Annotated in this window: 20 protein-coding genes; 6 read left to right on the forward strand and 14 right to left on the reverse strand. The window is 44.9% G+C overall.

Going from position 1 to position 23,336, the window contains the following annotated elements; genetic code table 11:
- Nucleotides 1-59: 59 nt before the first annotated feature.
- Nucleotides 60-1,469 (forward strand): voltage-gated chloride channel family protein, encoded by a 1,410-nt coding sequence (locus Q3W13_RS23005; RefSeq protein WP_302868020.1) that lies wholly within the window; start codon nucleotides 60-62, stop codon nucleotides 1,467-1,469.
- Between the two features lie 81 nt (nucleotides 1,470-1,550).
- Nucleotides 1,551-4,079 carry a PAS domain S-box protein gene (locus tag Q3W13_RS23010; protein ID WP_302868022.1) on the forward strand — a complete coding sequence of 843 codons (2,529 nt, stop codon included), beginning with the start codon at nucleotides 1,551-1,553 and terminating at the stop codon, nucleotides 4,077-4,079.
- A gap of 176 nt (nucleotides 4,080-4,255) precedes the next feature.
- Here Q3W13_RS23010 and Q3W13_RS23015 read toward each other — a convergent pair whose 3' ends face one another.
- The 9 genes from Q3W13_RS23015 to prfA all read right to left on the reverse strand — a co-directional run bounded on the left by Q3W13_RS23015 (nucleotide 4,256) and on the right by prfA (nucleotide 11,489).
- Complete coding sequence (locus tag Q3W13_RS23015; RefSeq protein ID WP_302868023.1) at nucleotides 4,256-6,295, reverse strand: hypothetical protein; 2,040 nt, start codon at nucleotides 6,293-6,295, stop codon at nucleotides 4,256-4,258.
- An 87-nt stretch (nucleotides 6,296-6,382) separates the two neighbouring features.
- A complete protein-coding gene (locus Q3W13_RS23020) occupies nucleotides 6,383-7,135 on the reverse strand; it encodes a CPBP family intramembrane glutamic endopeptidase (RefSeq protein ID WP_302868025.1) in 753 nt (250 codons plus the stop codon).
- 37 nt (nucleotides 7,136-7,172) lie between these two features.
- Nucleotides 7,173-8,069, reverse strand: a complete 897-nt coding sequence (locus tag Q3W13_RS23025; RefSeq protein WP_302868027.1) for a LytTR family DNA-binding domain-containing protein — start codon at nucleotides 8,067-8,069, stop codon at nucleotides 7,173-7,175.
- 176 nt (nucleotides 8,070-8,245) lie between these two features.
- Nucleotides 8,246-8,458, reverse strand: coding sequence for a hypothetical protein (locus tag Q3W13_RS23030; RefSeq protein WP_302868029.1), 213 nt, complete (start codon nucleotides 8,456-8,458; stop codon nucleotides 8,246-8,248).
- Between the two features lie 14 nt (nucleotides 8,459-8,472).
- Nucleotides 8,473-9,054, reverse strand: coding sequence for a dihydrofolate reductase family protein (locus tag Q3W13_RS23035; RefSeq protein ID WP_302868031.1), 582 nt, complete (start codon nucleotides 9,052-9,054; stop codon nucleotides 8,473-8,475).
- 50 nt (nucleotides 9,055-9,104) lie between these two features.
- A complete protein-coding gene (locus Q3W13_RS23040) occupies nucleotides 9,105-9,575 on the reverse strand; it encodes an SRPBCC domain-containing protein (protein ID WP_302868033.1) in 471 nt (156 codons plus the stop codon).
- Nucleotides 9,576-9,713: 138 nt separating this feature from the next.
- Nucleotides 9,714-9,890 carry a hypothetical protein gene (locus Q3W13_RS23045; RefSeq protein ID WP_302868036.1) on the reverse strand — a complete coding sequence of 59 codons (177 nt, stop codon included), beginning with the start codon at nucleotides 9,888-9,890 and terminating at the stop codon, nucleotides 9,714-9,716.
- Between the two features lie 166 nt (nucleotides 9,891-10,056).
- Entirely contained in the window at nucleotides 10,057-10,311 is a 255-nt protein-coding gene (locus tag Q3W13_RS23050) for a DUF4199 domain-containing protein (protein ID WP_302868037.1), read from the reverse strand.
- A gap of 104 nt (nucleotides 10,312-10,415) precedes the next feature.
- Nucleotides 10,416-11,489, reverse strand: a complete 1,074-nt coding sequence (prfA, locus tag Q3W13_RS23055; RefSeq protein ID WP_302868039.1) for a peptide chain release factor 1 — start codon at nucleotides 11,487-11,489, stop codon at nucleotides 10,416-10,418.
- 229 nt (nucleotides 11,490-11,718) lie between these two features.
- On the opposite strand from prfA, the gene dinD reads away from it, so the two are divergent.
- Together dinD and Q3W13_RS23065 are read left to right on the forward strand one after the other, a co-directional pair.
- Entirely contained in the window at nucleotides 11,719-12,552 is an 834-nt protein-coding gene (gene dinD / locus Q3W13_RS23060; RefSeq protein ID WP_302868040.1) for a DNA damage-inducible protein D, read from the forward strand.
- A gap of 59 nt (nucleotides 12,553-12,611) precedes the next feature.
- The gene (locus Q3W13_RS23065) at nucleotides 12,612-13,940 is read left to right on the forward strand and encodes an alpha-L-fucosidase (RefSeq protein WP_302868041.1); all 1,329 of its coding nucleotides are present in this window, start codon (nucleotides 12,612-12,614) and stop codon (nucleotides 13,938-13,940) included.
- Nucleotides 13,941-14,030: 90 nt separating this feature from the next.
- Here the strand turns inward: Q3W13_RS23065 and Q3W13_RS23070 are convergent, their stop codons facing one another.
- The 5 genes from Q3W13_RS23070 to Q3W13_RS23090 form a co-directional block, all read right to left on the reverse strand.
- Complete coding sequence (locus Q3W13_RS23070) at nucleotides 14,031-15,608, reverse strand: M1 family metallopeptidase (protein ID WP_302868043.1); 1,578 nt, start codon at nucleotides 15,606-15,608, stop codon at nucleotides 14,031-14,033.
- A gap of 147 nt (nucleotides 15,609-15,755) precedes the next feature.
- Nucleotides 15,756-16,334, reverse strand: a complete 579-nt coding sequence (gldD, locus tag Q3W13_RS23075) for a gliding motility lipoprotein GldD (protein WP_302868045.1) — start codon at nucleotides 16,332-16,334, stop codon at nucleotides 15,756-15,758.
- A complete protein-coding gene (locus tag Q3W13_RS23080) occupies nucleotides 16,331-17,131 on the reverse strand; it encodes a shikimate dehydrogenase (protein WP_302868047.1) in 801 nt (266 codons plus the stop codon). Before Q3W13_RS23080 ends, gldD begins: the two co-directional genes overlap by 4 nt.
- Nucleotides 17,132-17,279: 148 nt before the next feature.
- Nucleotides 17,280-18,035 (reverse strand): phosphosulfolactate synthase, encoded by a 756-nt coding sequence (locus Q3W13_RS23085; RefSeq protein ID WP_302868060.1) that lies wholly within the window; start codon nucleotides 18,033-18,035, stop codon nucleotides 17,280-17,282.
- Nucleotides 18,036-18,210: 175 nt separating this feature from the next.
- Nucleotides 18,211-19,614: a lipopolysaccharide assembly protein LapB gene (locus tag Q3W13_RS23090; protein WP_302868048.1), complete on the reverse strand. Its 1,404-nt coding sequence runs from the start codon at nucleotides 19,612-19,614 to the stop codon at nucleotides 18,211-18,213.
- A gap of 271 nt (nucleotides 19,615-19,885) precedes the next feature.
- On the opposite strand from Q3W13_RS23090, the gene Q3W13_RS23095 reads away from it, so the two are divergent.
- Together Q3W13_RS23095 and Q3W13_RS23100 are read left to right on the forward strand one after the other, a co-directional pair.
- Nucleotides 19,886-21,427, forward strand: a complete 1,542-nt coding sequence (locus Q3W13_RS23095) for an aldehyde dehydrogenase family protein (RefSeq protein WP_302868062.1) — start codon at nucleotides 19,886-19,888, stop codon at nucleotides 21,425-21,427.
- A gap of 107 nt (nucleotides 21,428-21,534) precedes the next feature.
- Nucleotides 21,535-23,166 (forward strand): S8 family serine peptidase, encoded by a 1,632-nt coding sequence (locus Q3W13_RS23100; RefSeq protein ID WP_302868050.1) that lies wholly within the window; start codon nucleotides 21,535-21,537, stop codon nucleotides 23,164-23,166.
- Nucleotides 23,167-23,336 lie beyond the last annotated feature (170 nt).

The raw sequence follows: 23,336 nt of genomic DNA on the forward strand, positions 1-23,336 counted from the left end.
TTGGCAAAAGTTATCAGATCCACCCGAAGGACTAATACCAACGTACTAAACAAACAAATATGACCGGTAACCCGAAAAATAATGACGCGATTAGCCTAAAAGAACACTATGCCATACTTAGGTACCTTTTTAAATGGACGATACTGGTTATTCCCATTGCGCTTGCCATCGGCAGTGTAATCGCCTTCTTCCTTTGGTTGTTATCTGCCGCTATTCATTTCCGGTTTACGCACTCATGGCTGTTGTTCCTGCTCCCGATCGCAGGATTGCTGATTCACTTTATTTACCAATCTGTCGGCAAGTCCTCAGAGAAAGGCAATAACCTCATTATGGAGCAGATACACCAGGAAGGGGGAGGCGTGCCTAAGCGTATGGCGCCGGTAATATTGCTTACAACGGTGGTTACCCATTTATTCGGCGGCTCTGCCGGGCGTGAAGGCACCGCTGTGCAAATTGGCGGCAGCATTGCCTCTATGTTTGGCGGCTGGTTTAAATTAAAGGGGCCGGATATGCGGATGATCCTGACCGCGGGGGTAGCTGCTGGATTTGGCGCCGTGTTCGGCACGCCGCTAACAGGGGCTATATTTGCTATGGAGGTGCTCACCATCGGTAAAATTCAGTATGATGCATTGTTGCCGGCGCTGATCGCAGCCATCATCGGCGATATGGCTGTTGCTGCCTGGCACGTTTCGCATGTACAGTACCATATCGATGCTTTGCCGGCTTACACACCGCTAATGCTTTCCAACCTTTTTCATTTCGACCTGCTGTTGCTGTTGAAGGTTATTGTGGCATCCGCAGCTTTTGGCCTTGCAAGCTACTTGTTTGCCAATTTGGTGACAGAGATAAAAACAATTTGCCTTAAGATATTTAAATATAAATGGATGATCCCTGTATTTGGCGGTTTGCTGATTATAGGCCTATATTTTTTAAACGGCAAACCGGACTATTTGAGCTTAGGTGTGGATGCAGAACATCCCGGTGCAGTTACCATTCCATCGGCTTTTAGCCCCGGTGGCGCGGATACCTGGAGCTGGTTATGGAAAACCATCTATACAACGGTAACATTAGGTACCGGCTTTAAGGGTGGCGAAGTAACACCCTTGTTTTATATAGGCGCCACGCTGGGTAATACGCTTTCCGGAGTATTGAATGCACCTGTAAGCTTGTTTGCAGCGCTTGGTTTTATCGCAGTTTTTGCCGGGGCCACCAACACGCCGCTGGCTTGTACGTTTATGGGTATCGAGCTGTTTGGCGGCGAACATGCGCTGCTTTTTGCTGTAGCTTGTTTTACTGCATATCTTTTTAGCGGCCATTCAGGAATTTACAGCGCACAACGCATTGCCGTACCGAAAGTATTTGATGAATATTTTGCTGATGAAACGTCGCTGTCTGAAGCAATGAAGCGACGTGGATATGTACACCAGAAGCTGAGGAAATACCGGTTATCACTTAAAAAGAACAAATAAGCCCCGGTAGATTGGCAACGAAATAGTTAGTATGGATATACCGGGAACGGTGAATAAATCCTAAATTAGCATTTACCAATTATGAATAACCGCAGCAAGAGTTCAAATACCGGCGTTAATACAGGCAGTAAAAATGTGGGCGGCAATGTTGAGGCTGCTGCAAATGGATTTGACAGTTGCCCGCTGCCAATAATAGGCATCGATACGGGCGGTGCAATCACTTATGTAAATGATCTGGCTGTTTCCGCCCTGGGCCTGGACCGGGAATCTGCAGCCGGTCTTCTTTTCATCGGCCTTTTTGAGGAGGAAACGCCGCACAAACCAAGTACAGCGTGTATACTGGGTGGACAGCCAGTGAAAGACAAGGAATTTACGATAAATGTTCATGGCGAACGGCGATGGGTATTAGTCAGCACATCTATTTTACGGGAAAAGGAAGGCGATATTAAAACCTATGTGTTTATACAGGATATCACCAGGTTAAAAAAACGTGACAATCTTTTTTTATACCTTAACCAGGCCGCTTCCGCTCTTGCGAGGGCGCGCGATACTCCGACTGCTCTGCGGCAAATTGCGCGGCTTATTGTTCCGTCCTTCGCAGACTGGTTCACGATAGATTTAATAGCCGGCGATGAATTGGAGCTTATTCTGTTAAAGCACGACGACCCTGAAAAAATAGAATGGGCGTATCAGTACCGGAAGAATTACCCCCCTGATCTGAATGGTAATTCCGGTCAGGCTATAGTTTTAAAAACAGGTCAGCCTGCTTTTATACCTTTTGTAACTGAGCAAATGATTGACCCTATCATCACCGATCCTGTTCAGCGGGATGAGGTAAGGAAGATTGGTTTGCATTCAGTAATTATGGCGCCAATGTGGGGGGATGAAAAAATCACAGGGATTGTAAATTTCATTTCATCGCAGCCCGGCCGGCACTTTGACGAGGAAGACCTGCACTTTGCGCTGAATTTTGCAAATCTTATCGGTTTAGCGCTTCAGAATACCAGGCTTAACGAAGAAGCATCCCGGGAGATTGTACGGCGAAAAGACGGAGAACAACGATTTAAATTTTTACTGGACGCCATACCTCACAAAATGTGGACGTCGGGCCCCGATGGGCGTGCAACTTATTATAATAAGCAGTGGCACGACTATACAGGCGTGCAAGGGTTTGAAAACCTCAGGGACAAAATATGGAGCTTGATTCACCCGGATGATTTGGCTGAGGCGGAAAGAAGATGGCCGGAAGCAGTTGAGACCAGGGCGGATATGGAGTTAGAGCATCGTCTTCAGCGGTTTGACGGGAGTTACCGCTGGCACCTCAGCCGTTTTAGCGCGCAAAAAAATGAATTGGGCGAGGTAACACTTTGGGTAGGCACCAGCACCGATATACATGATCAAAAAAGCTACGAGATAGAGCTGGCAACAGCTAATGAAGAAATTGTGGCTACAAACGAGGAATTATTTGCGGCCAACGAGGAATTAGAGTCTGCCAACGAAGAGCAAATGGCAACCAATGAAGAATTGATGCATGCCCAGGAACGCCTGCACGGCGCTTTACACGCTTTGGAAGCCGGCAAACGTCGCTTTCAGAATTTTTTAGATTCCATTCCGCAAATTGCATGGTCCAGTTCGGCGGCAGGCGAGGTAGAGTATTATAACCAGCGCTGGTATGATTATACCGGACTTACTTTTGAACAGACGAAGAGTTGGGGCTGGAAGCAGGTAATTCACCCTGACGACCTGGGCCACAACCTCGATCGCCTCTCTGAAATTATACAAAGCCGCCAGCCCGGCGAATTCGAAATCAGGGAAAAAGGAATTGATGGAGTGTACCGCTGGCACCTGGTGCGCATGTCGCCGCTTTTTAACCAGGCAGGTGAGCTTGAAGAATGGGTTGGTACTGCTACCGATATTGATGCGCTAAAAAAACTTCAGCAACAAAAGGATGATTTTATCAGTATTGCCAGTCACGAACTTAAAACGCCGCTTACCGCCTTAAAAACCTCTGTTCAGCTGCTGCACCGGATGAAGAATAATATTTCTGCTGAAAAATTTCCGGGGCTTATTGACCAGGCAAACCGCAGCGTGCACAAAATGACGACACTGATTGATGAACTGCTCAATGTTAACCGGGTAAGTGAACCCCAGCTTACCCTGCAGAAACAATGGTTTGTTCTTTCGGAGCTGGTAAACGCATGCAGTAACCCAGTAGCGCTTACAGGGTTACATGACATTGTTATTATGGGCGATAAAACACTACAGGTTTATGCTGACGATTCAGCAATAGACCGCGTGATCGTCAACCTTATTAACAACGCAGTTAAATATGCCCCTGAATCGAGAGAAATCGTTATCACAATAGCATCTGCCGGCACTGCTGCGAAATTATCTGTAACAGACCGCGGGCCCGGTATCCCCCAGGAACAGCTTCCGCTGATATTTAACCGTTATTACCAGGCGGGGAAACAACATTACAGGAACCCCGGTTTGGGCCTCGGTTTATACATCTGTTCAGAAATTATAAAGCGGCATGGAGGTGAAATTGGTGTTGAAAGCGAGCTGGCTAAAGGCAGCACCTTTTGGTTTACTTTACCGCTTCCACAGTAACCAAAATCAACATTATCCCAGAGAACCTGCCAAATTGCCACCGGCAAGTTAAAGCTAAATACAGATCGCCGGACAGCCGCGTAATGATGCTTGATATGCATGTTCATTAAAGAACCGCTATGCTTGTTCTTTCCCGGAATTTAATCTTTAAAATATCCGCGTCAAGAATTGAAAAGCTAAACCCTAATATTGATCGTATCACCATTTTTTATAATGTACTGCCGGACTTTGCCATTTTGAGTGACAATTATTTTAATATGCCCTTCGTCCTTTTTTTCGACTTTCAAATCAAACACAGCACCGAATGCATGAATATTATTTAAGCTCATCTTGTTCCAGTCAGCGGGTAACCGGGGGCTGCAGTCAAAACCGTTCAGGGCTGTTGGCCGTATCCCAAACATACCCTCGATAAAGATCCGGCAGTACAAACCGCTTTCGGCAGAAAGATGACGCTGGTTGCCTTCGGGGTAGGCTTCTACCGGGTAGGGTACGTGCTCGCCCAAAAGCCGGCGTTGCGAGTAATAATGCAAAAAGGGCATTACGCGCGCGGTTTCCCCTGCCTGCAATACACCACGCAGCGCATACAGGGTGGAGCGGTCCCAAAAAGTAGTTTGCCCTGCCTCCGTGGCCAGCCCATCCTTTGTCCAGAGTGCAGGTGAAAATAGTGCATCGATTGTTCCCTTTGCACGTGTATAAATACCCATGGTGAGGGGGATGCAAATCCATGAACGGAGGACATTGTTGGTTTCATAGTAGCGGTAGGTTGGATAGCCCTGCACCGTGGCTCCGAAGTATTTTTCAATATTGGCTTTAAGCGCTGCCGCGGCTTTAGCATAACCGTCAGTTTCACTTTTGGCTATATGAAGCTGTGCACCAAGTTTGGCCGCCGAAACGAGAGCATCATAGTATAACCCATTTGTAGAGAGATTTGCTTTGCCCGATGGAAAACGGCCTTCCAGTTCATCGGCATCCGAGGTAACCACACCCTCGTTGTTTATGTGACGGCGGCTATATTCAAGGCACCATTTGATGAGTGGCCACAGCATCCTCGCCGTATCTGCATTGCCATAAGTGAGCGCAAAACGCGACGCTCCATAGGCAATCATGGCCTGGTCGCCACGGTCTCCGGCGCCCTGCCATACGGCGTCGCCTTCTGCAACTATTGAGCTGGGAATAGGCCGGTAGTCCGGGTTCATATGCCTGGCAAATAGTTTATAGCAATTGATGGCAGACGCATTAGCAATTCTATCGCCCGTATAAGCAAAAAAGGGACTCACGTATTCGGCCTGGTCATTCGCCCAGATCGCCGCGTAATACTCAAGCCCGCCCGGACTGTGCAGGTAGCCAATTTTAGTTTTAAAAATACTTTCAGTAGCCCGCAGTTTGGCAAAGGCAAATTCGGTATTCAGCACACTGTCGGGCGTAATCAGCTGCAGGGGTTGGGATATTTCGTTTACCCGGTTTTGCCGTGCTTCCTGTTCCGCCATTAAATTCACGGTGAATGGCTTTTCAGGCTGATCTGTTATCCGGTAGGCGATCCCTAATACTAATGTTTCTCCGCTTTTAACGGCGTGGCTGCCACTGTTAATGGTTTCAACGATGACTGTATGAGGGCTGACTTTACTCCTCGTTGGGTCTGTTGTTTCCCTGCGCTCCATCCGGTTCATTTCAATTGTAGCCGTTGTGTTGCCTCGATTGGTGATCCTGATCATTTCAAGCGCCATTGGCTGAACTGCCGACGGGAACAGGCTGCGTTCGATCTTCAGTGGTGCCGCACCGCCGGTTATGCCTTCAATTTTCATGATCCCATGCTGATAAATGTCTGTTACTTTTATCGCCGGCAGGTTCATCTTGCGGCCATTTACAAACATTTCCGGGAGCTCATCATCACTGAATGTGAAAGATACATGGCTTCTTGTCTCGTCAGGCAGCATCCGGAAAGTGGGGAATACCAGGGTTCTGATCACTTGGGATGCCTTGTTGGTATCGACAGTGTACTTTACCCAGAGCGATACTTTCTCGCCCGCCATCTCGATATGGTCGCTATGCGGCAGCCTGCCGGTTGGTTGCCAGTGAATGGCTCCATCAGGCATTATTTGCCAGCGGTCATTTTGCCTGGGAAGCGTTAATTGCTGGGCCAGGGATAAAAAAGGAACGAGGGTTAAAGAAATTAATAAAAAGGGCAGGGACTTAATTTTTGAATGGATTTTTAACATTATTGGTAAAATAGTTGGTTGGTAAGGACCAGGCGGGGCCAAGATCCGTCCTGATAAAAGTAGATAAATTTTGGCAGGCAGCTACCATCAATCTTTAACTTCCGATGGAAAAAGGCGGAGCAACCAGGCGCTTAAACCGATGAAAAGTATGATGACCAGGCAAAAAACGTAATTGGCAGGAATACCGCCGGGGGCGCTAACCGTTTTAACCATCCCGTGCGAAATGTAGAAGAAAGCATTTCCGGCCCAGTGCATAGCCGTAGTAAACCACAATTGTTTGGTTGTTAGTAATGGAATTACCAGGGCTATTCCCAATAGGAATAGGTAAAGCCAGGCTTCAAGTCCCTTGTCTAGTTTGTAAATATGGTTTAACAGAAAGATTGTTGCGGATAGAAGTATGAAAAGAGGGCGGGACAACTTTTGCTTCAGGTGAAAATAAAGATAGCCGCGGGTAAGTATGTCTTCTGACAAAGAAGAAAATATCACACCAAAAACAAAAGGCGATGCGGCAATTAGAACTGTTTTAAAAGATGGGATACTCACAATTTCCTCCGACCCGATAGTCAGATTGATCAGCCACGTAACGGCATACAACGCAATCCCTGTAAGTATGCCTTTTAAAATTGGTTTTAAAGGAAATGGGCGTAAGTTCAGTCCCCAACTGTTAAGCCCTTTTCCGCCTTGTTTACGGGCGATTATATGTGCTGCAATGAAAAATAATAATTGGAAACCAAAAAAACCACCTATGCTGTTTTGGAATACAATCATATACTCTGCTGCATGATACAATGCAAATAAAATGACGAAGCCTGCGAAAATGCCCGGATAATGATTTTTCATGCCGCAAAATTATTATCAGATATAATTATATCCGGATTTAAGGGGCGAATTGCAGGTTTTTGGGATAAACGGACAGCCTTTTTTTAAGTTCGCCGGCGCGTGTTCTTGCCACGGGTATTTTTTCTGCTGCGCCATCAAGCACCAGCAAGTAGCCCTGGGCATTGCCTTTTATTTCAACAACCTTAGAAAGGTTAACAAGATATGACCGGTGGGCACGGAAAAAGACCGGATAATCCTTCAGCATTTGCTCCGTGCGCGAAAGAGAAGACCGTAAAAGTTCTCGTTTAAGTACTTTCTCTTTAATGTAAGTTATTTCCGCGTAATTATCCTGAGAAGTTATATAAATTATGGTCTGCTGGGATAATTGCAGTACTTCGTTTTTATTTTCGCCGGTTAGTCTGATGACATCCGGGGGCAAATCTGCAGTTTGAGCAGGATATTCTTCAGATAGTGCTTTATCAAGAACCTTCGCCTCTTTGAGATTTCTAAGCAACAGGTAGTTTTGCTTTATAAGCGTGTATGCACCTACCGGCAATATGGCGCAAAGCAATACATACAGCTGCACTTTTAAAAAGCCGTTTAACGACCAGGGGAAGGCATCGATCGCTGCGGCGTAGAAGAAGCTGCCTGCACCTACCAGGATAAGATAACATATCCCCATAACTATATTCTTGCCCGTTGTCCATCTGGTGTCATCCTGTGCGAAAGGTAAAAAATGATAGACAAGCGTGTCTGCCACAGCGGTAGTGAGTAAAGCGATCAGTCCATACCCCGCTATAATATAGCTCCTCGAGTATGCATAAACATCCAAGCCGAAAGGACGAAAAACAAGGATGAAAATCGTCAGAAACACGGAGAAGAACAGGTCGCGGTAAAGCGCATCCTTAAAAGGAGGTAAAGGATATGGTTGCTTAAATAGTTCCTGCAGGCTCACTATATTACAAAGTTAAGCAGTTCGCCCCAAATCATTGTCGTTTGTCCCTCTGATTTTTATTTATGTTGATGAGTGATAAGTTTTGCGTAAACACCTTAGCGCCAAGGAGTGGGGGATGTCGGTATGGATGCATAGGGACCATCGTCTCCGGCAATTTGCGGTTTGAGTTGGCAGGTTTATGTCAGTTCCCTGCAACTAAAGCCTGCGGAAAGGAATAACTGCTCTACTGAACCGGGGCTTAGCCCGGCAGCTTCAATACGCAATACTTTGTCGCAATCATCCAGGTCAAAATTCCATTGGCGGATTCCCGGAAAAGAAGTGAGCAGGGGCGCTATCATGCTCACTTTTTTCTTGCTGGTTATATTCGTTTTAAAAACTAATATTTCCATGATAATTCATCGTTTTAAGCGCCTGGCTGTACCGGCACGTACTTATTCATTACCTTTCCGTGAGTGTAAGCAACCGAGCTTTCCAGTGCCATTACTTTTCTCTGTTTGAAAATAGACAGGCCGCTGCCGATTGCTACCGGGTTAACGACAAAATAATATTCGTCAACAAGGCCAAGGTCCACCAGCGAGCTTGCAAATTCTACACCGCCATAAACAATGATGTCCTTACCTGGCTGTTGTTTTAGCTCGTTTACAACAGTAGCCAGCTCGCGGGTTTCAACCTTCATATTGCTGCCTTCAATTTCAGCGCCGGTTCGGCTAAAGATGATCTTGCGGTGTTCAACCATCAACTTCGCAAAGGGGTGCCAGATGTTGTCGGGTTGATTATTGAACACGTCTTCCCAATAGCCTGCGAATCCGCCTTGTATCAATTTGCGGCCACCTAAAATGGTGTCGCAGCTGGCAGCCAGGTCTATGGTAGACTGTAAGGCGGCGGGGTCTTGTTTACCAGGCAGAAATACCCAGTCAATTTCACCATTCGGGCCGGCTACAAAACCGTCTATGGTCATTTGCATTACCAGTTTTAACTTTCTCATATTAGTTGTGCTTATAAAGTGATTGAGTTTCTTTTAATCGTAATAAATACTTATCCTAACAATTCTTCCAGTTGGTCCAGGCCCATGGTAAACCCAGTTTGGAAACCCATTGCTATCAGCTTTTCCAGCCCGGCAATGTCGTCGAAGCGCACAGTTACATCGACGATTGTTTTTGCTCCATCCTGTTTCATTGCGACATGCCAGTATGCAGCCGGGAAATCAAGATTTGTAACACCGTTTTCATCGCTGAAAGTGCAGGTATAGTTAAAAGTGTTTGCACCTACAGCAGTAAAGCTGGCATTGCTCCAGTGCTTCTCTCCCGCAGGGCCAACCATGGCATATAGCCACTGACCGCCCGGTTTAAAAGTCATTGTTTTTGTTTCGACATGCCACGGCTTTGGTCCCCACCATTTGTCCAATTGCTCAGCTTCTGTCCAGGCGCGCCATACTTTTTCTATCCGCGCTTTAAATTCACGTATTACGTGCAATTGTCTGTTCGCTAAATCTTTTTCGAAAATCATAATGTTTGTTTTAAAGCGTGTCTAATAAATTGTCTAGTTGGTTAAACCGGATCGCCAAAAGCTTCCGGAAAGCTTGCATCCAGTAGTCTATCTCTTTCATTCTTTCAAGGTTAAGCTGGTAATAAATTTCATGGCCGCCTATTTCTGATTAGTTGTGCCACATTGCGCCGGGACCAGTATGTGTTTTGATACCGCCTGCCTGTAACTGCCAAATTGCCCCGCAATAGTATCAGGCGTTGTGCCGCCAGCAGTAAGCAGTGTAAGCATCATTCCGCGCATAGGGTTGGCTATGGCCTGGTAAACTTTGCGTTTCATTTTTATTTGCAACTGATTGATTGCGCAAATATATATGCAACTAATTAGTTGCGCAAATTATTTTTAAAAATAATTTAAAAAGGCTTATTTGTATGGATTGGATCATAAAGCAAAAATGCTGCAATTATCTGCTGCAGCATTTCCTCCGGGAGACTTATCTTATGCTCTAACCAGCAAGTTCTGGTTTGTTTTTTCTTTTCAGCACCAGGGCGCTTACCAGGGCAACTACAAGCCCTATGGGCAGCACCTCGGTATAAGTAAAAAGAATTACAAAAAAGGGGTTTTTGTACATCTCTTTAAAATCCTTCATTTGTTTAGTTTTAGCCGGCAGGTCGGCACGGTTGGCTTCCTTCAATATGTGGGGGATATATTTGTCCAGGTAGTCCGGCAGATGAAAATATCCTTTAGATAAGTCATTCACCGAAGATAGGAAAGTTTTAAATTATGGCCAATAACGACTCCCGGCGGAAAAGCAAAAGGCCCCCTTAGCGGAGGCCTGTTCTGCATTATTATTTTTATACCGGATTACGCTATGGTACCTTCTTTCAATTTTTCAGCGTTTTCAGCAAACTGCAGGGCTTCCATAATATCCTGCAAGTCGCCATTCATCACCCCGGCAAGATTGTATATAGTTAAGCCGATGCGATGCTCGGTTAAACGGCCCTGCGGGAAATTATAGGTACGCACCTTTGCAGAACGATCGCCGGTTGATACCATTGTTTTACGTTTCTTGGAGGTTTCTTCAAGGTGCTTTTGCAATTCCATTTCGTATATACGTGAGCGTAATACCTGAAGAGCTTTATCGTAATTCTTCAACTGCGATTTCTGGTCCTGGCATTGGGCAACAATACCGGTTGGAATGTGCGTTAAACGCACCGCCGAATAAGTAGTGTTTACCGACTGTCCGCCCGGGCCGGAGGCGCAAAACAAGTCTTTACGGATATCGCTTATCTGCAAGTCGATATCAAATTCGTCTACCTCAGGCAATACTACTACTGATGCAGCCGACGTATGTACGCGGCCCTGGGTTTCGGTATCAGGTACACGTTGCACGCGGTGAACGCCAGATTCGTATTTTAAGTTACCGTAAGCATCCTCCGCATTTACGTTAAACACAATCTCCTTATAACCTCCCGAAGTCCCTTCAGTATAATCCACCAGTTCAGTCTTCCAGCCGCGCTTTTCGCAATAGCGCATATACATGCGGTACAGGTCACCTGCAAAAAGGGCAGCCTCATCGCCACCTGTCCCGCCACGGATCTCAATAATTGCATTTTTGGAGTCTTCGGGGTCTTTAGGTATCAGCATTACACGGATAGCCTCTTCCATTTCCTCCTGCTTCACCAGCAATTCGTCCAACTCACCTTTGGCCATCTCGCGGAACTCTTCGTCTTTTTCTGTAGCCAGGATCTCTTTATTGCTCTCGATGTTGCTTATAATGTTGCGATAGATGTGATACTGGTCGACAATCTTAGCCAGGTCCTTGTATTCCTTATTCAGCTGGGCAAAGCGTTTCATATCAGCCATAGCATCGGGGCTGCTCAATTCTGCTTCTACGTCTTTCCAGCGGTGATAAATCGCTTCTAATTTCTCTAACATATTATTTTTAAGTATTGCACGCCATAGATTGCACGGCCCGCAAAAAACGTACAAAGGTACGAAATTTTAGAGCGATATTTTTTCATGACGATGTAAAGACTATATAACTACCTGGTGAATTGTATCCCGAAATGTTTAAAGCTTTCTGTAACGCCACCACTCTATTTTTCAACAATTGCGTATTTAGTCACAAACAATAAATACCTTGATTTCTTAAATTTTTCGGCCCATGAAAAGAGAAGTTATAGTAGAGCTTTTCAGCAAATTTGAGCAAGCGTGTTATATTTATAACGGAATTGAATGTTGGAGTGCCCGGGAACTCCAAGAAATATTAGGTTATTCTAAATGGGTCAATTTTTTAAATGTAATCGAAAAAGCGAAAAAAGCCTGTGAAAATGCCGATTCCAGCGTTTCAGACCATTTTGCCGACGTCGGCAAAATGGTCACTCTTGGAAACAATGTTCAACGCGAAGTTGAAGATATAGCATTGACCCGTTATGCCTGTTACCTTATAGCCCAAAATGGCGATCCGTCCAAACCACCAATAGCCTTTGCGCAAACCTACTTCGCGGTTCAAACCCGTAAACAGGAAATCATTGAGCAACGTTTATTGGATGTTGATCGAGTGGCTGCCCGGGAAAAGCTTTCCAAGTCCGAAAAAATACTCTCAGGTATTCTTTACGAAAGAGGGGTAGACGGCGCCGGCTTTGCCGTTATTAGGTCAAAGGGTGACCAAGCATTATTTGGTGGGTTTAGCACCAACGATATGAAGAAAAAATTAGGTGTACCTGCGGCAAAGCCGTTGGCTGATTTCCTACCTACCTTAACAATTAAAGCAAAGGATTTTGCCAATGAACTAACTAGCCATAATGTTATTGAGAAAGATTTAAATCATCAAAATCAAATTTCAAAAGAACACGTTGATAATAATAAGGCTGTCAGAGATATTTTATTAAAAAGGGGAGTGAGGCCAGAAGCTTTGCCTCCTGTTGAAGATGTTAAAAAGTTGGAACGCCGGTTAGAAAACGATGAAAGAAAAGCTGCCAAAGGTTCAAAAAAATAACTTTCTTGTTCCCTGCCCGAGAACGTCTATAGACAGTTAATTATTTATTGCTTACAAATATGAAAAATAAGATAGTTATATCCCTTTTAATATCATGTTCAATATTCCAGGCCGGGGCCCAGACTAAAATCGACCCTAAGACCATAGCCGATAAAATGCACTGGTTTGAGGACGCCAAACTCGGTATATTTATTCATGCGGGTATTTATTCGGTGAACGGGATAGATGAATCCTGGAGCTTTCATAATAAAAAGATCAGCTATACCGACTACATGAAACAGTTAAAAGGCTTCACTCTGAGTAAATATAACCCTGCTGCCTGGGCCGACCTGATAAAAGAAAGCGGGGCAAAATACGCGGTTATCACCACCAAACACCACGATGGCGTGGCTATGTATGATACTCATCAAAACAAGCTGAGCATAGTGAAAGCAACTCCGGCCAACCGGGATATGGTAAAACCCTTATTTGAAGAACTGCGCAAACGCGATATTAAATGCGGTGCTTATTTTTCGCTGATTGACTGGTCGTACCCCGATTACCCCGGTTTTTTAAAGGATAGCTCGCGCTATGTGCTACAGCATGATTACGACCGCTGGGACAGGTTCCGGACGTTTCTTCACGGACAAATCGCCGAAATAAACAACATGTTTAAGCCCGACCTGTGGTGGTTTGATGGCGACTGGGAGCACACCGCCGAGGAGTGGGAGGCCGAGAAGATCAGGTACATCATCACATCAAAAAATCCGAATGCCATTATTAATGGCCGCTTGCAGGGTTATGGAGATTATAACACACCTGAGCAAAATTTTCCGGTTACACGGCCGCCCTACAGATGGTGGGAGCTTTGCATGACCATCAACGATAACTGGGGTTACCAGCCCCAAGATCAGAATTGGAAAACTCCCTACGAAATCATCAGTATTTTTGCAGATGTGGTTTCAAATGGCGGCAACCTGCTGCTTGACATAGGACCTAAGGAAGACGGCACCATACCCGATGAGGAAGTAAATGTTTTAAAGGAGCTTGGCGCATGGAATAAGAAAAATAGCGAGGCAATTTTTAATACTGTTGCAGGTTTGCCGCAAGGGCATTTTTACGGCCCGACTACACTTTCCAAAGACTCAACAACATTGTATCTTTTTCTTCCCGGCAAGATAAGCGGCCCAGTAATGATCAAAGGGCTGGACAATAAAGTTGAAGAAGCTTCGGTAGTTGGCGATGGTACTACATTGACAACAAAAGTAGTAGGCAAAATATCATGGAGCGCCGTTCCGGGCCTGGTATATATAGATGTGCCGGATAAGGTGCAGGATAAATACATGACCGTATTAAAGCTTAAACTTGATAAGAAAATAAAGCTTTACCGCGGGCAGGGGGGGCTATGATAATAAGCACGGACATTACTAATTTGCACGAATTTAGCGAAGCAATTACTGAACGTAAATTACCTCTCCGGAAATTCGTGCAAATCATGTTTATTTTGTTTCGCTTACCTCAAATGTGGCCAGTAAGTTTACACCAGGGTCAGCCCCGATTTCAGAGGGCTTGACTTTCGTTTTAAATTGAACGTTTGTTACCTTATTTTTTAGGTTGATGGTGTGTATTTGACCATCTATTGCTAATTGCAAAGTAATAGTGTACAATTCCTCCTGTTTTTGGGTAACGTTCACGTTAACCATATTTTTAGCCGCATTATACTTCCAGCTGATGCCTAAATCCGGATGACCCGGTTTGTACAGCCACTGTTTAAAAAACTGCGCCAGGTTTTGACCACTGGCTTGTTCCATTATTTTTTGAAGACCGCTGGTGTACGCATTACCCCCGCTGTATTTAGCATAATAATTGCGAATGCCGGCCCAGAATGCTTTATCGCCAATTTTGCGGCGCAGCATGTGCAACACCCAACCGCCTTTTTGGTAACTGTTTGCATTGAGCAGCTGCATAAAATTATCTTTTACCAGGGTGTCAACAATTGGGGTATGTCTTTTTTTCTCGAAAGCCAAAACCACTTTCCTGTCAGCAGCTTCGGCTTTTTTCAAGGTGTCGGGCCCATATTTATTTTCAAGATAGAGGTTGGTCATGTAAGTTGCAAAGCCTTCACTCAGCCAAACATGGCCGAAGTTTTTCTCGCTGGCGGCATCGCCGAAATACTGGTGAGCAATTTCATGCGCCATTAAACTTTCAATATCAGGCGTGGTTGGCGAAGCTTCGAAGTAAAAAATGCATCCGGCATTTTCCATACCGCCGAAAATTGTTTTGGACTGAACATTAGCAAGCTTTTTATATGGGAAGGGGCCAATGCTTTTTTGATAATATTTCACAATTTCGGTAGCTACCGCGTAACTTTTAAAACCAGCTTCCTTGCTTTCAGGAAACACGTAAGTGTAAACCGGCACATTACCCGCGTCGCCCGGGTGGTCAATGGCAAATTCAGCTACCCCTATCACCATAACTTTGGTAGGCAGGCGGGCAGTTTCTTTCCAGTGAGTTAACTTTAAATGATTAGGCAAAGCCGTTTCCTCAACTTTTAAGCCGTTTGATACTACGCTGTAATGGTCAGGAGCGGTAACAAAAAAGTCAACCTGAGCTTTGTCTCCGGGATAGTCGGCACAGGGCAGCCAGTTGTGCGCCCGGTTGGGCCAGTTATCGCCAAAGAATGTGCGGTGCCCGGCTTTATTTTTAGATATAATAAGGCCGTCAGACGGAATTCCTGCGTAATTGATGATGTAGCTGTGTTCTGTATTAGCCTTTGCAGTGGCGCCGATGGTTAATTTTTCGCTTTCCTGGGCGAATTTGATATTCCTGCCGTCTTCTGTAACAGATGATACAATCATACCTTTACCTTTGTCGTTGGGTTTAGCCAGATCGAGTTGGAAACTGTTGACGTCTTTCAAAAATTTCATCCGTACTTTGGCCTGACCTTTCAGGGTATCATTATCATCGTTTATTTGCACGGCAAAACGGTAATGTTGTACATCAAAGAACGGGGATTGTGCCTTAACCAGCGCGCAGGCCATCAAACCCAAAACAAAAAATGGCAAAGATTTAAACATGTTAATAGTTTTACAGAGTATAAACTTCCTTAAATATCTTGATTAAATATAAGCGAAAATCACCGACAGCTACTAATATTGCGCTCCTAACGAAGCGTTAAGCAACCAATTCCAAAATCGATAATCCGACTTCCGAAATTCCTGCCTTTACTTCCACTTAAAGCTTTTTATCATTACATCAACATCCTTCTTTACAAAATCAAGCACCGGCTGTATCGAGTCCAGCTTAGGCTCGGACTGGAAATACAAGGCCCCGCGGATGTAATTTTTTGTGCTGTCTGTAAGGTAAAACTGCACGGACGAAGCGGCATTACCATCAATGGTATAATAAATGCCATAGACCTTTTTTTCCGGATACCTGATAATACCCTCGTCAATACCCGTTGCTTTTACTGTATGTTTAAAGCTTAGTTTATGGGCATCTTCAATCAACAGGTCAAATTCCTTTTTTGAAAGGATGTGCTCGTAACTCAGGTGCAGCGTTCCGTTAAATTGCGGAAATTGCATATTTAGCCAGCAGGGCTTAGCATCGGGCTTTTTGTCAGGTTCTATAACGGCGTATTTGGGGTATTCAAACGTAAACGGACAATTGGAAACGTATGGCTGATAAGCTTTTTCGGGGAAAACGATCCGGTAATATCCCCGCGGCTTGGGCGAATAGTCCTGATTATTGCCACATGCTGTAATTATCAATGCGGCTGAAATAAATAATATTAGCTTTTTCACGGGTGTTTTTCTTTGGCTGTCCATATTTCCCAGCTTTTTTCGGCCTGCAGCAGCAGCATTTCGTAGCCGTTTTTTATTGTAGCGCCCTTTTCCTCGCCCTTCTTTAAAAATAATGTTTTTTCGGGATTATAAACCAAATCATACAGCAGGTGGTCTTCGGTAATGGCATCATAAGGTATAGGCGGGCATGCATCAACGTTTGGCGCAGTGCCAAGCGGTGTTGTATTGATGATGATGGGGTGTTGCGTAATGTGATGTGGTTTTAAATTCCCGAATAACAGATTGTCGCCATGCGGTCGCCGGGTTACACATTTATAAGCAATGCCAAGGTTTTCGAGCACGCATTTAACAGCTTTTGCTGCGCCGCCATCGCCTAAAATAAGTGCTTTGTCCTGATGATTCGATAACAAAGGCTTGAGTGATTGTTCAAAGCCGTAGATATCTGTATTAAAACCCTCGAGCCTGAAATCATGACCTTTTACGCCTACCTCGCCAGAAAAAGCAGCCATTACGGGGCTTTCGGCACTGATACGGATACAGTTTACTGCACCCGCGCCACGGGCATCCGGTTCAATCCAATCCAGGTACTTCAATACACTAATTTTGTGCGGAACCGTAACATTCAGGCCGCACAAACCAGGGTGTTTTTTAAGTAATGCGGGCAAATCGTGGATATGTTCCAGCGGGAACAGGTGGTAATCAGCGTCCGTAATATGTTCTTTTTCAAATTTCTCAGCAAAATATTTTTTGGAGAACGAATGCGATAGCGGATATCCGATAAGCCCGTAATGTTTCATTTTTTTGATTTAAAATTTGAGACTGAGGCATTGGCCGCGGTTTCAGGATGTAATATTAAGAAGAAGATGGCTGAATAAATAAATTATTCTGCATAAAGAAACTTAGGTAAATATCGCCAGCTATTGCATGAAAGGTTCTGCAAATCTTCTACAAAAAGTGATCAAAAGTATCGCTACGGATCCCTAGCCTGAGCGTTTCCAGAGGGATCAGGTCGGTGGGGGCTATGTTGCCCAGGTTTACATTAGCACCTATCAGTTTTATGAACCATACCTGCTGGGCCTTTTGAGGGGCTTCCCAAATGATGGACTCTTCGGGGATTTGAGTAAGTATTTCGTCTACCAGTCCTTGCCTTACCTCACCCGAATCGCGGTAAATACCCACGTTGCCGCTTTCGCGCGCTTCGGCTATTACCTTCCACGAGCCGGCTTCAATTTCGGCACGCATCAGGTTTATCCATTTGTACGGGGCGAATATCTTTTGCACATCTTTAGAACCCACTTCAGATATGACGGTGGTTATCCTGGACAGCTTTTCAATGTAATTACATTTTGCATCATGCTCCAAAGTAATGGAGCCATCTGATACTTCGGCATAATCCATCTTAAACTTGTCCAACAGGCGGCAATAATCTTCAAACTGCCCGCGCACAATCATCGCTTCAAACAAAGTGCCGCCAAAATAAACCGGGATACCCGCTTCGCGATAAAGCTTTAGCTTTTCGGTAAGATTCGGTGTAACGTATGATGTGGCCCAGCCCAGCTTTACCATGTCGGTATAAATTCCCGCAACCTCAATAAAATCCTCCACCTGCCGTAAGCTCAAGCCCTTATCCATCACCATGGTAATGCCGCTGTTGCGTGGTTTGGCGGTTCTCTCAGGGAGGTTATTGATCTGGTAATTCATCATGACAGCATCGGTTATAGACTATAACTAAAAGTACTAATGCCCGCAAAGGTCGTAAAAAAAAGCCGAAACTTCTACCAGTTTCGGCTTTTTTAGAGATCAGAGATTAGTGATTAAAGATCAGTTTGTGAAACCCCGTTTTATCTAATCTCTGGCCTCTGATCTCTAATTAATTCTACTTCATATACCTGTTAATAATATCTACAATTACTTTATTTTTTTGCAATTGCGGTAAGTAATCAAATAGGATATAATGTTTGTCCGGGTCTGCTGTCAGCGCCATTTCCAGGTGGCTTAGCGCTTCGTTATAGTCGCCCTTGGCAAACAGGTAGGCAACCATGCGGTAATAAAGTTCGGCCGCATCAGGGTTGTTTTTGATGGCCTGGGCAATTACTTCAATTGCATCGTCAAGCCGTTGCTGCTCATATAATATCGACGAATAATCCAGCCAGGCGTCAACATCGATCGGGTTAAGTTCCACCACCTTTTCATAAGCATGCTCAGCCTCAAGCAGGTGCCCCAGTTTATATTCAGCGTCTGCTATTGCAAACCAGTAATCGGCATTGGCTATGTCAAGGTCGAGCGCTTTTTTGTAAAAATGGAGGGCTTCAAAATAGCGCTCTTCAAAATCAAGCGTAACACCAATTCCAAACCATGCGTCGGCCAGTTTTGGATCCATTTTTACCGACTTTTTATAGAAAGCGCGGGCATCATCCATTTGCTCAAGCTTCTCATAGCATTCGCCAATGGCGCAATAGGTATCAGCGTTGGGCTGTTCATACTCAAAGGTGTGACGATAAACCTCTATGGCTTCGGCATATTTTTCCAGGTTAACCAGCGCATTGCCTTTATTAAAATAGGCAGACGCAAAGTTGTCCTTTATCAATATGGCATAATCGTAGGCGTCGATCGCTTTCTCGAACAGGCCAAGCTTGGTAAATGCATTGCCCAGGTTGTACCATGCCGCATAACTATACGGCTCATTGTCGATATATTGCTGATAAAAAGTAATGCTTTCTTCCTGGTTGTCCAGCACGTCATAGCAAAATGCCAGTTCATATAATGCGTCCTGGTTTTCCATATTCTGCTTTAAGCAAAGCTTAAGATACGTGATGGACGTCTCATAGTCGCCCATGTTTTGATAAACGTAAGCTATATGCAGCAATACCTCGTCTGTTTCCTCAGCCAGGTCCAGCGCTTTTTCATAATTTTCCAGGGCCTCGCTGTAACGTTCCATACTCTCGTACAGGTTACCACGTATCAGGTAAATATCAGGGTCTGATGCTTCGAGCATCGCGGCTTTTTCGAGCGCTTCAAATGCCTCTGCAACCCTGTTGCCAATTACTAAAAGCTGGGCCTGTTTTATCAGGAAAACTGCGGCAAAAGGGTGCTGGTTGCGGGCATATTCTGCAACCTGTAAGGCCTTAGACGGGTCGTTCTTTTCGATGTAGTAATCGATAATGTTCTCAAACGCCTGGGCATCAAAAAAGTACTGGTCATGATTACGAATCATTTCTTCGTAACGCTCTACCGAAAATTTTGCGTCTTCGGTAAAGCCAAATTCAAATTCTTCTTCCATTCAATTTTGTTTCAGAACATACACTCAATTCAGGCTAAAAAATCGCTCTTTAGCTCTTCTAATTCCCCTCAAAAAACGGGCGAATCTGACTTAAACCGAGTTTAAATTACAAGTAAATAACATCCAAAAAGCAATTTAGTTATCAACATTCAAACATTGTTAACAGCTGTTAATACAAAGCCTTGATAATTAATGTGAATCATTTTACCGGCAAAGGGCGGGTTGATGGTATTTGCCTTAAAGATTTTTACCTTTGACAAAAGTAACAATTATGGGCCTTAATATCCAGGATATCTTAAATCGTTTACATATAAACGACATTAACGACGCATTTAGTACAGGCAGCAACTGGCATAGCGATGAGAATGCCCCTGTAAAGGAAATTGTATCGCCAACAGATGGTAAAAAAATCGCGTCGGTAAGGTTCGCTACAGCTGATAATTATAACCAGGCTGTTGAAACCGCGCAAAAAGCATTTCCTGCATGGCGGGCGATCCCCGCCCCCAAACGCGGCGAAATAGTGCGCGAAATAGGTAATGCCCTGCGTGCAAATAAAGAAAACCTGGGCGCGCTGGTATCGTTCGAAATGGGGAAGAGCCTGCAGGAAGGCTACGGCGAAGTACAGGAAATGATTGACATTGCTGATTTTGCTGTTGGCCTTAGCCGGCAATTATATGGACTGAGCATGCACAGCGAACGTCCGCAGCACAGGATGTACGAGCAGTATCATCCGCTGGGTGTCGTGGGTATTATATCAGCTTTTAATTTTCCGGTTGCTGTTTGGAGCTGGAATGCTATGCTGGCCTGGGTTTGCGGGGATGTTTGCATTTGGAAGCCATCGGAAAAAACACCGCTTACAGCGATCGCCTGTCAGCACATCGCGCAGGAAGTTTTCAAAAAGCATAACATTGCTGAGGGTGTGTCTTGCCTGGTTATCGGCGACCGTGAGATTGGTGAGCTAATGGCGAATGATACCCGGCTACCATTAATATCTGCCACCGGCTCAACCCGTATGGGTAAAGCCGTTGGCGCAGCTGTGGGGGCGCGTTTGGGTCGTAGCCTGTTAGAACTTGGCGGAAACAATGCTATCATCATCAGTGAAAACGCAGACCTGGAAATGTCAATTGTAGGTGCAGTATTCGGAGCGGTAGGTACGGCCGGTCAGCGTTGCACCAGCACCCGGAGGCTGATTATCCACGAAAGTGTTTATGATGCCTTTAGGGATAAATTAGTAAAAGCATATGCTCAGATCCGTATCGGCGATCCGCTCGATGAAAATAACCATATGGGGCCGCTGATCGATGCAGATGCTGTGGGCGCCTATTTAGACGCCATTGAAAAATGCAAAGCTGAAGGGGGTAAATTTATTGTAGAAGGCGGCAAGCTGGAAGGCGCGCAGTACGCTTCGGGCTGTTATGTAAAACCCTGCATTGCTGAAGTTGAAAACAGTTATAAAATTGTGCAGCATGAAACCTTTGCACCGATACTATACCTGATAAAATACAAAACCTTAGATGAGGCTATCGCGCTGCAAAACGATGTGCCGCAGGGGCTTTCCTCCGCTATTATGACGCAAAATTTGCGCGAAGCAGAACAATTTCTTTCCTCCGCTGGTTCTGACTGCGGAATTGCTAATGTTAATATAGGTACATCCGGAGCTGAAATCGGCGGCGCATTCGGCGGTGAGAAGGAGACCGGCGGGGGGCGCGAATCAGGTTCGGATGCCTGGAAGGTTTATATGAGGCGACAGACCAATACTATCAACTATTCAAAAACGTTACCATTGGCACAAGGAATTAAATTTGATCTTTAAGTAGTTGCAGAGGTTGTAGATTTTTGCAGTAGTTGTAAAAGTTAAAAACATTACAAGTGCTAAAAATCATTACAACTGCTACAACTACTAAAACTTTTACAACCCATATGAAATTACGCAACTACGTCTTAAGCTCCGCATTGGCAGGAGCTCTTTTTATGAGTACCGGGGCTTTGGCGCAAACTATGCCGAAACCACCAGCCGACCCGCCTAAAAACTGGCATACCCTCGACTTAAAAACCGATGGTTACTATGGTATCAGCCTGAAGCAGGCTTACCAATTTTTGAAAGGGAAAAAAAGTAAAACAGTATTGGTTACAACAATAGACAGCGGTATTGATACAGCACAAAAAGACCTTTCTTCTATTTTGTGGGTGAACCCTAAAGAGATACCGAATAACGGTAAAGACGATGATGGCGATGGTTATATAGATGATGTACATGGCTGGGACTTTTTGGGCGGAAAGGGAGGTAAGGTTGACGTTAACGAAACTACCGAGGAAGTCCGCGAATATAATCGCCTTAAAAACCAGTATTTAGCTGCGTCGCAGGCAACCGACGGCAAACAAAAAGAATTTGCTTACTGGCAAAAAGTAAAAACGACTTATGACAGCACCATGAGCAAAACCAACCGGGAACTCAAGGATGTTTCGTACGAGGTGAATGTGCTTACCATAACAAATGGTTATGTAAAAAGGGAGCTGAAATTAAAATCGGACCAGACTTTTACTCTTGCGGATCTTGCGAAAATACAAACCACAAATGATACCGTGTCTCAAAGCAAAGCAGTATGGGAATCAGTGCTCGGGCAGATTGGCGGAGATTCTGATAATGCAAAGGTATTGAAAGATATAGGCGAATACCTGGCGAAACTAAACGCCAATATAACCCCCGACCTGGAGGCCCGCGCCCGTATCGTTGGTGATGATCCGAATATTAGGGATGGCAAGCCTTATGGTAATAATGTACTAAAAAACAGCGATGCATCGCACGGGACAGGCGTGGCTGGTCTGATCGGTGCTGTGCGCAATAATGGCTATGGTATTGATGGGGTGGCTGACAATGTGCGCATCATGTCCATAAAGGCTGTGCCTAATGGTGATGAATATGACAAAGATATTGCTAACGCGATACACTATGCCGTTGATCACGGCGCGCAGATCATCAACATGAGCTTTGGCAAAAAAATATCGCCGCATAAAGAATGGGTCGATGAAGCCTTTAAATACGCCGCATCAAAAGATGTACTGCTGGTAAAAGCTTCGGGTAACGATGGACAGGATATCGATGTCGACCCGGAATATCCTACAGGTAATTATTTGAATGGCACACCGGTCGACAATATTATTTTCGTAGGAGCCTCGGGTCCAAAACCGGATACTTCACTGGCGGCCTCTTTCAGCAACTATGGAAAAGTTGGCGTAGATGTATTTGCACCCGGCGCCAAAGTAACGTCGATAGATACCGATGCCGAATTCAATACTGCCGACGGTACCAGTTTTTCAGCACCGATTGTTACCGGCATTGCGGCCTTATGCCTGGAGTATTATCCTAACTTATCCTCTAAACAGTTAAAGCAAATTATACTGCAATGCGCCAACCCGGTAAAAGGAGTGATGGTTGTAAAGCCAGGGGGCCACACACAAGTGGATTTTGCAACGCTTAGTAAAACCGGGGGTATTGTAAATGCTTACCGGGCTTTGGAGATAGCCTCGAAAATGAAGGGGGAGAGGAAGTAGAAGTATCGGGCAGTTTTAAGTTGGCAGTTGGCAGGCAGACTGTAATTACGCAGTTGGTATTCAAGAGTCATCTGCTCGACACATATTGTAGCGCCGGTGTTTAACCTGACGCTACAATCTATCATTTAAGGACGATCAACTTGTTTCATCTAAGGGTCGTTGTAATTCGA

The sequence above is a fragment of the Mucilaginibacter sp. L3T2-6 genome, from assembly GCF_030519355.1.
GTDB lineage: Bacteria > Bacteroidota > Bacteroidia > Sphingobacteriales > Sphingobacteriaceae > Mucilaginibacter.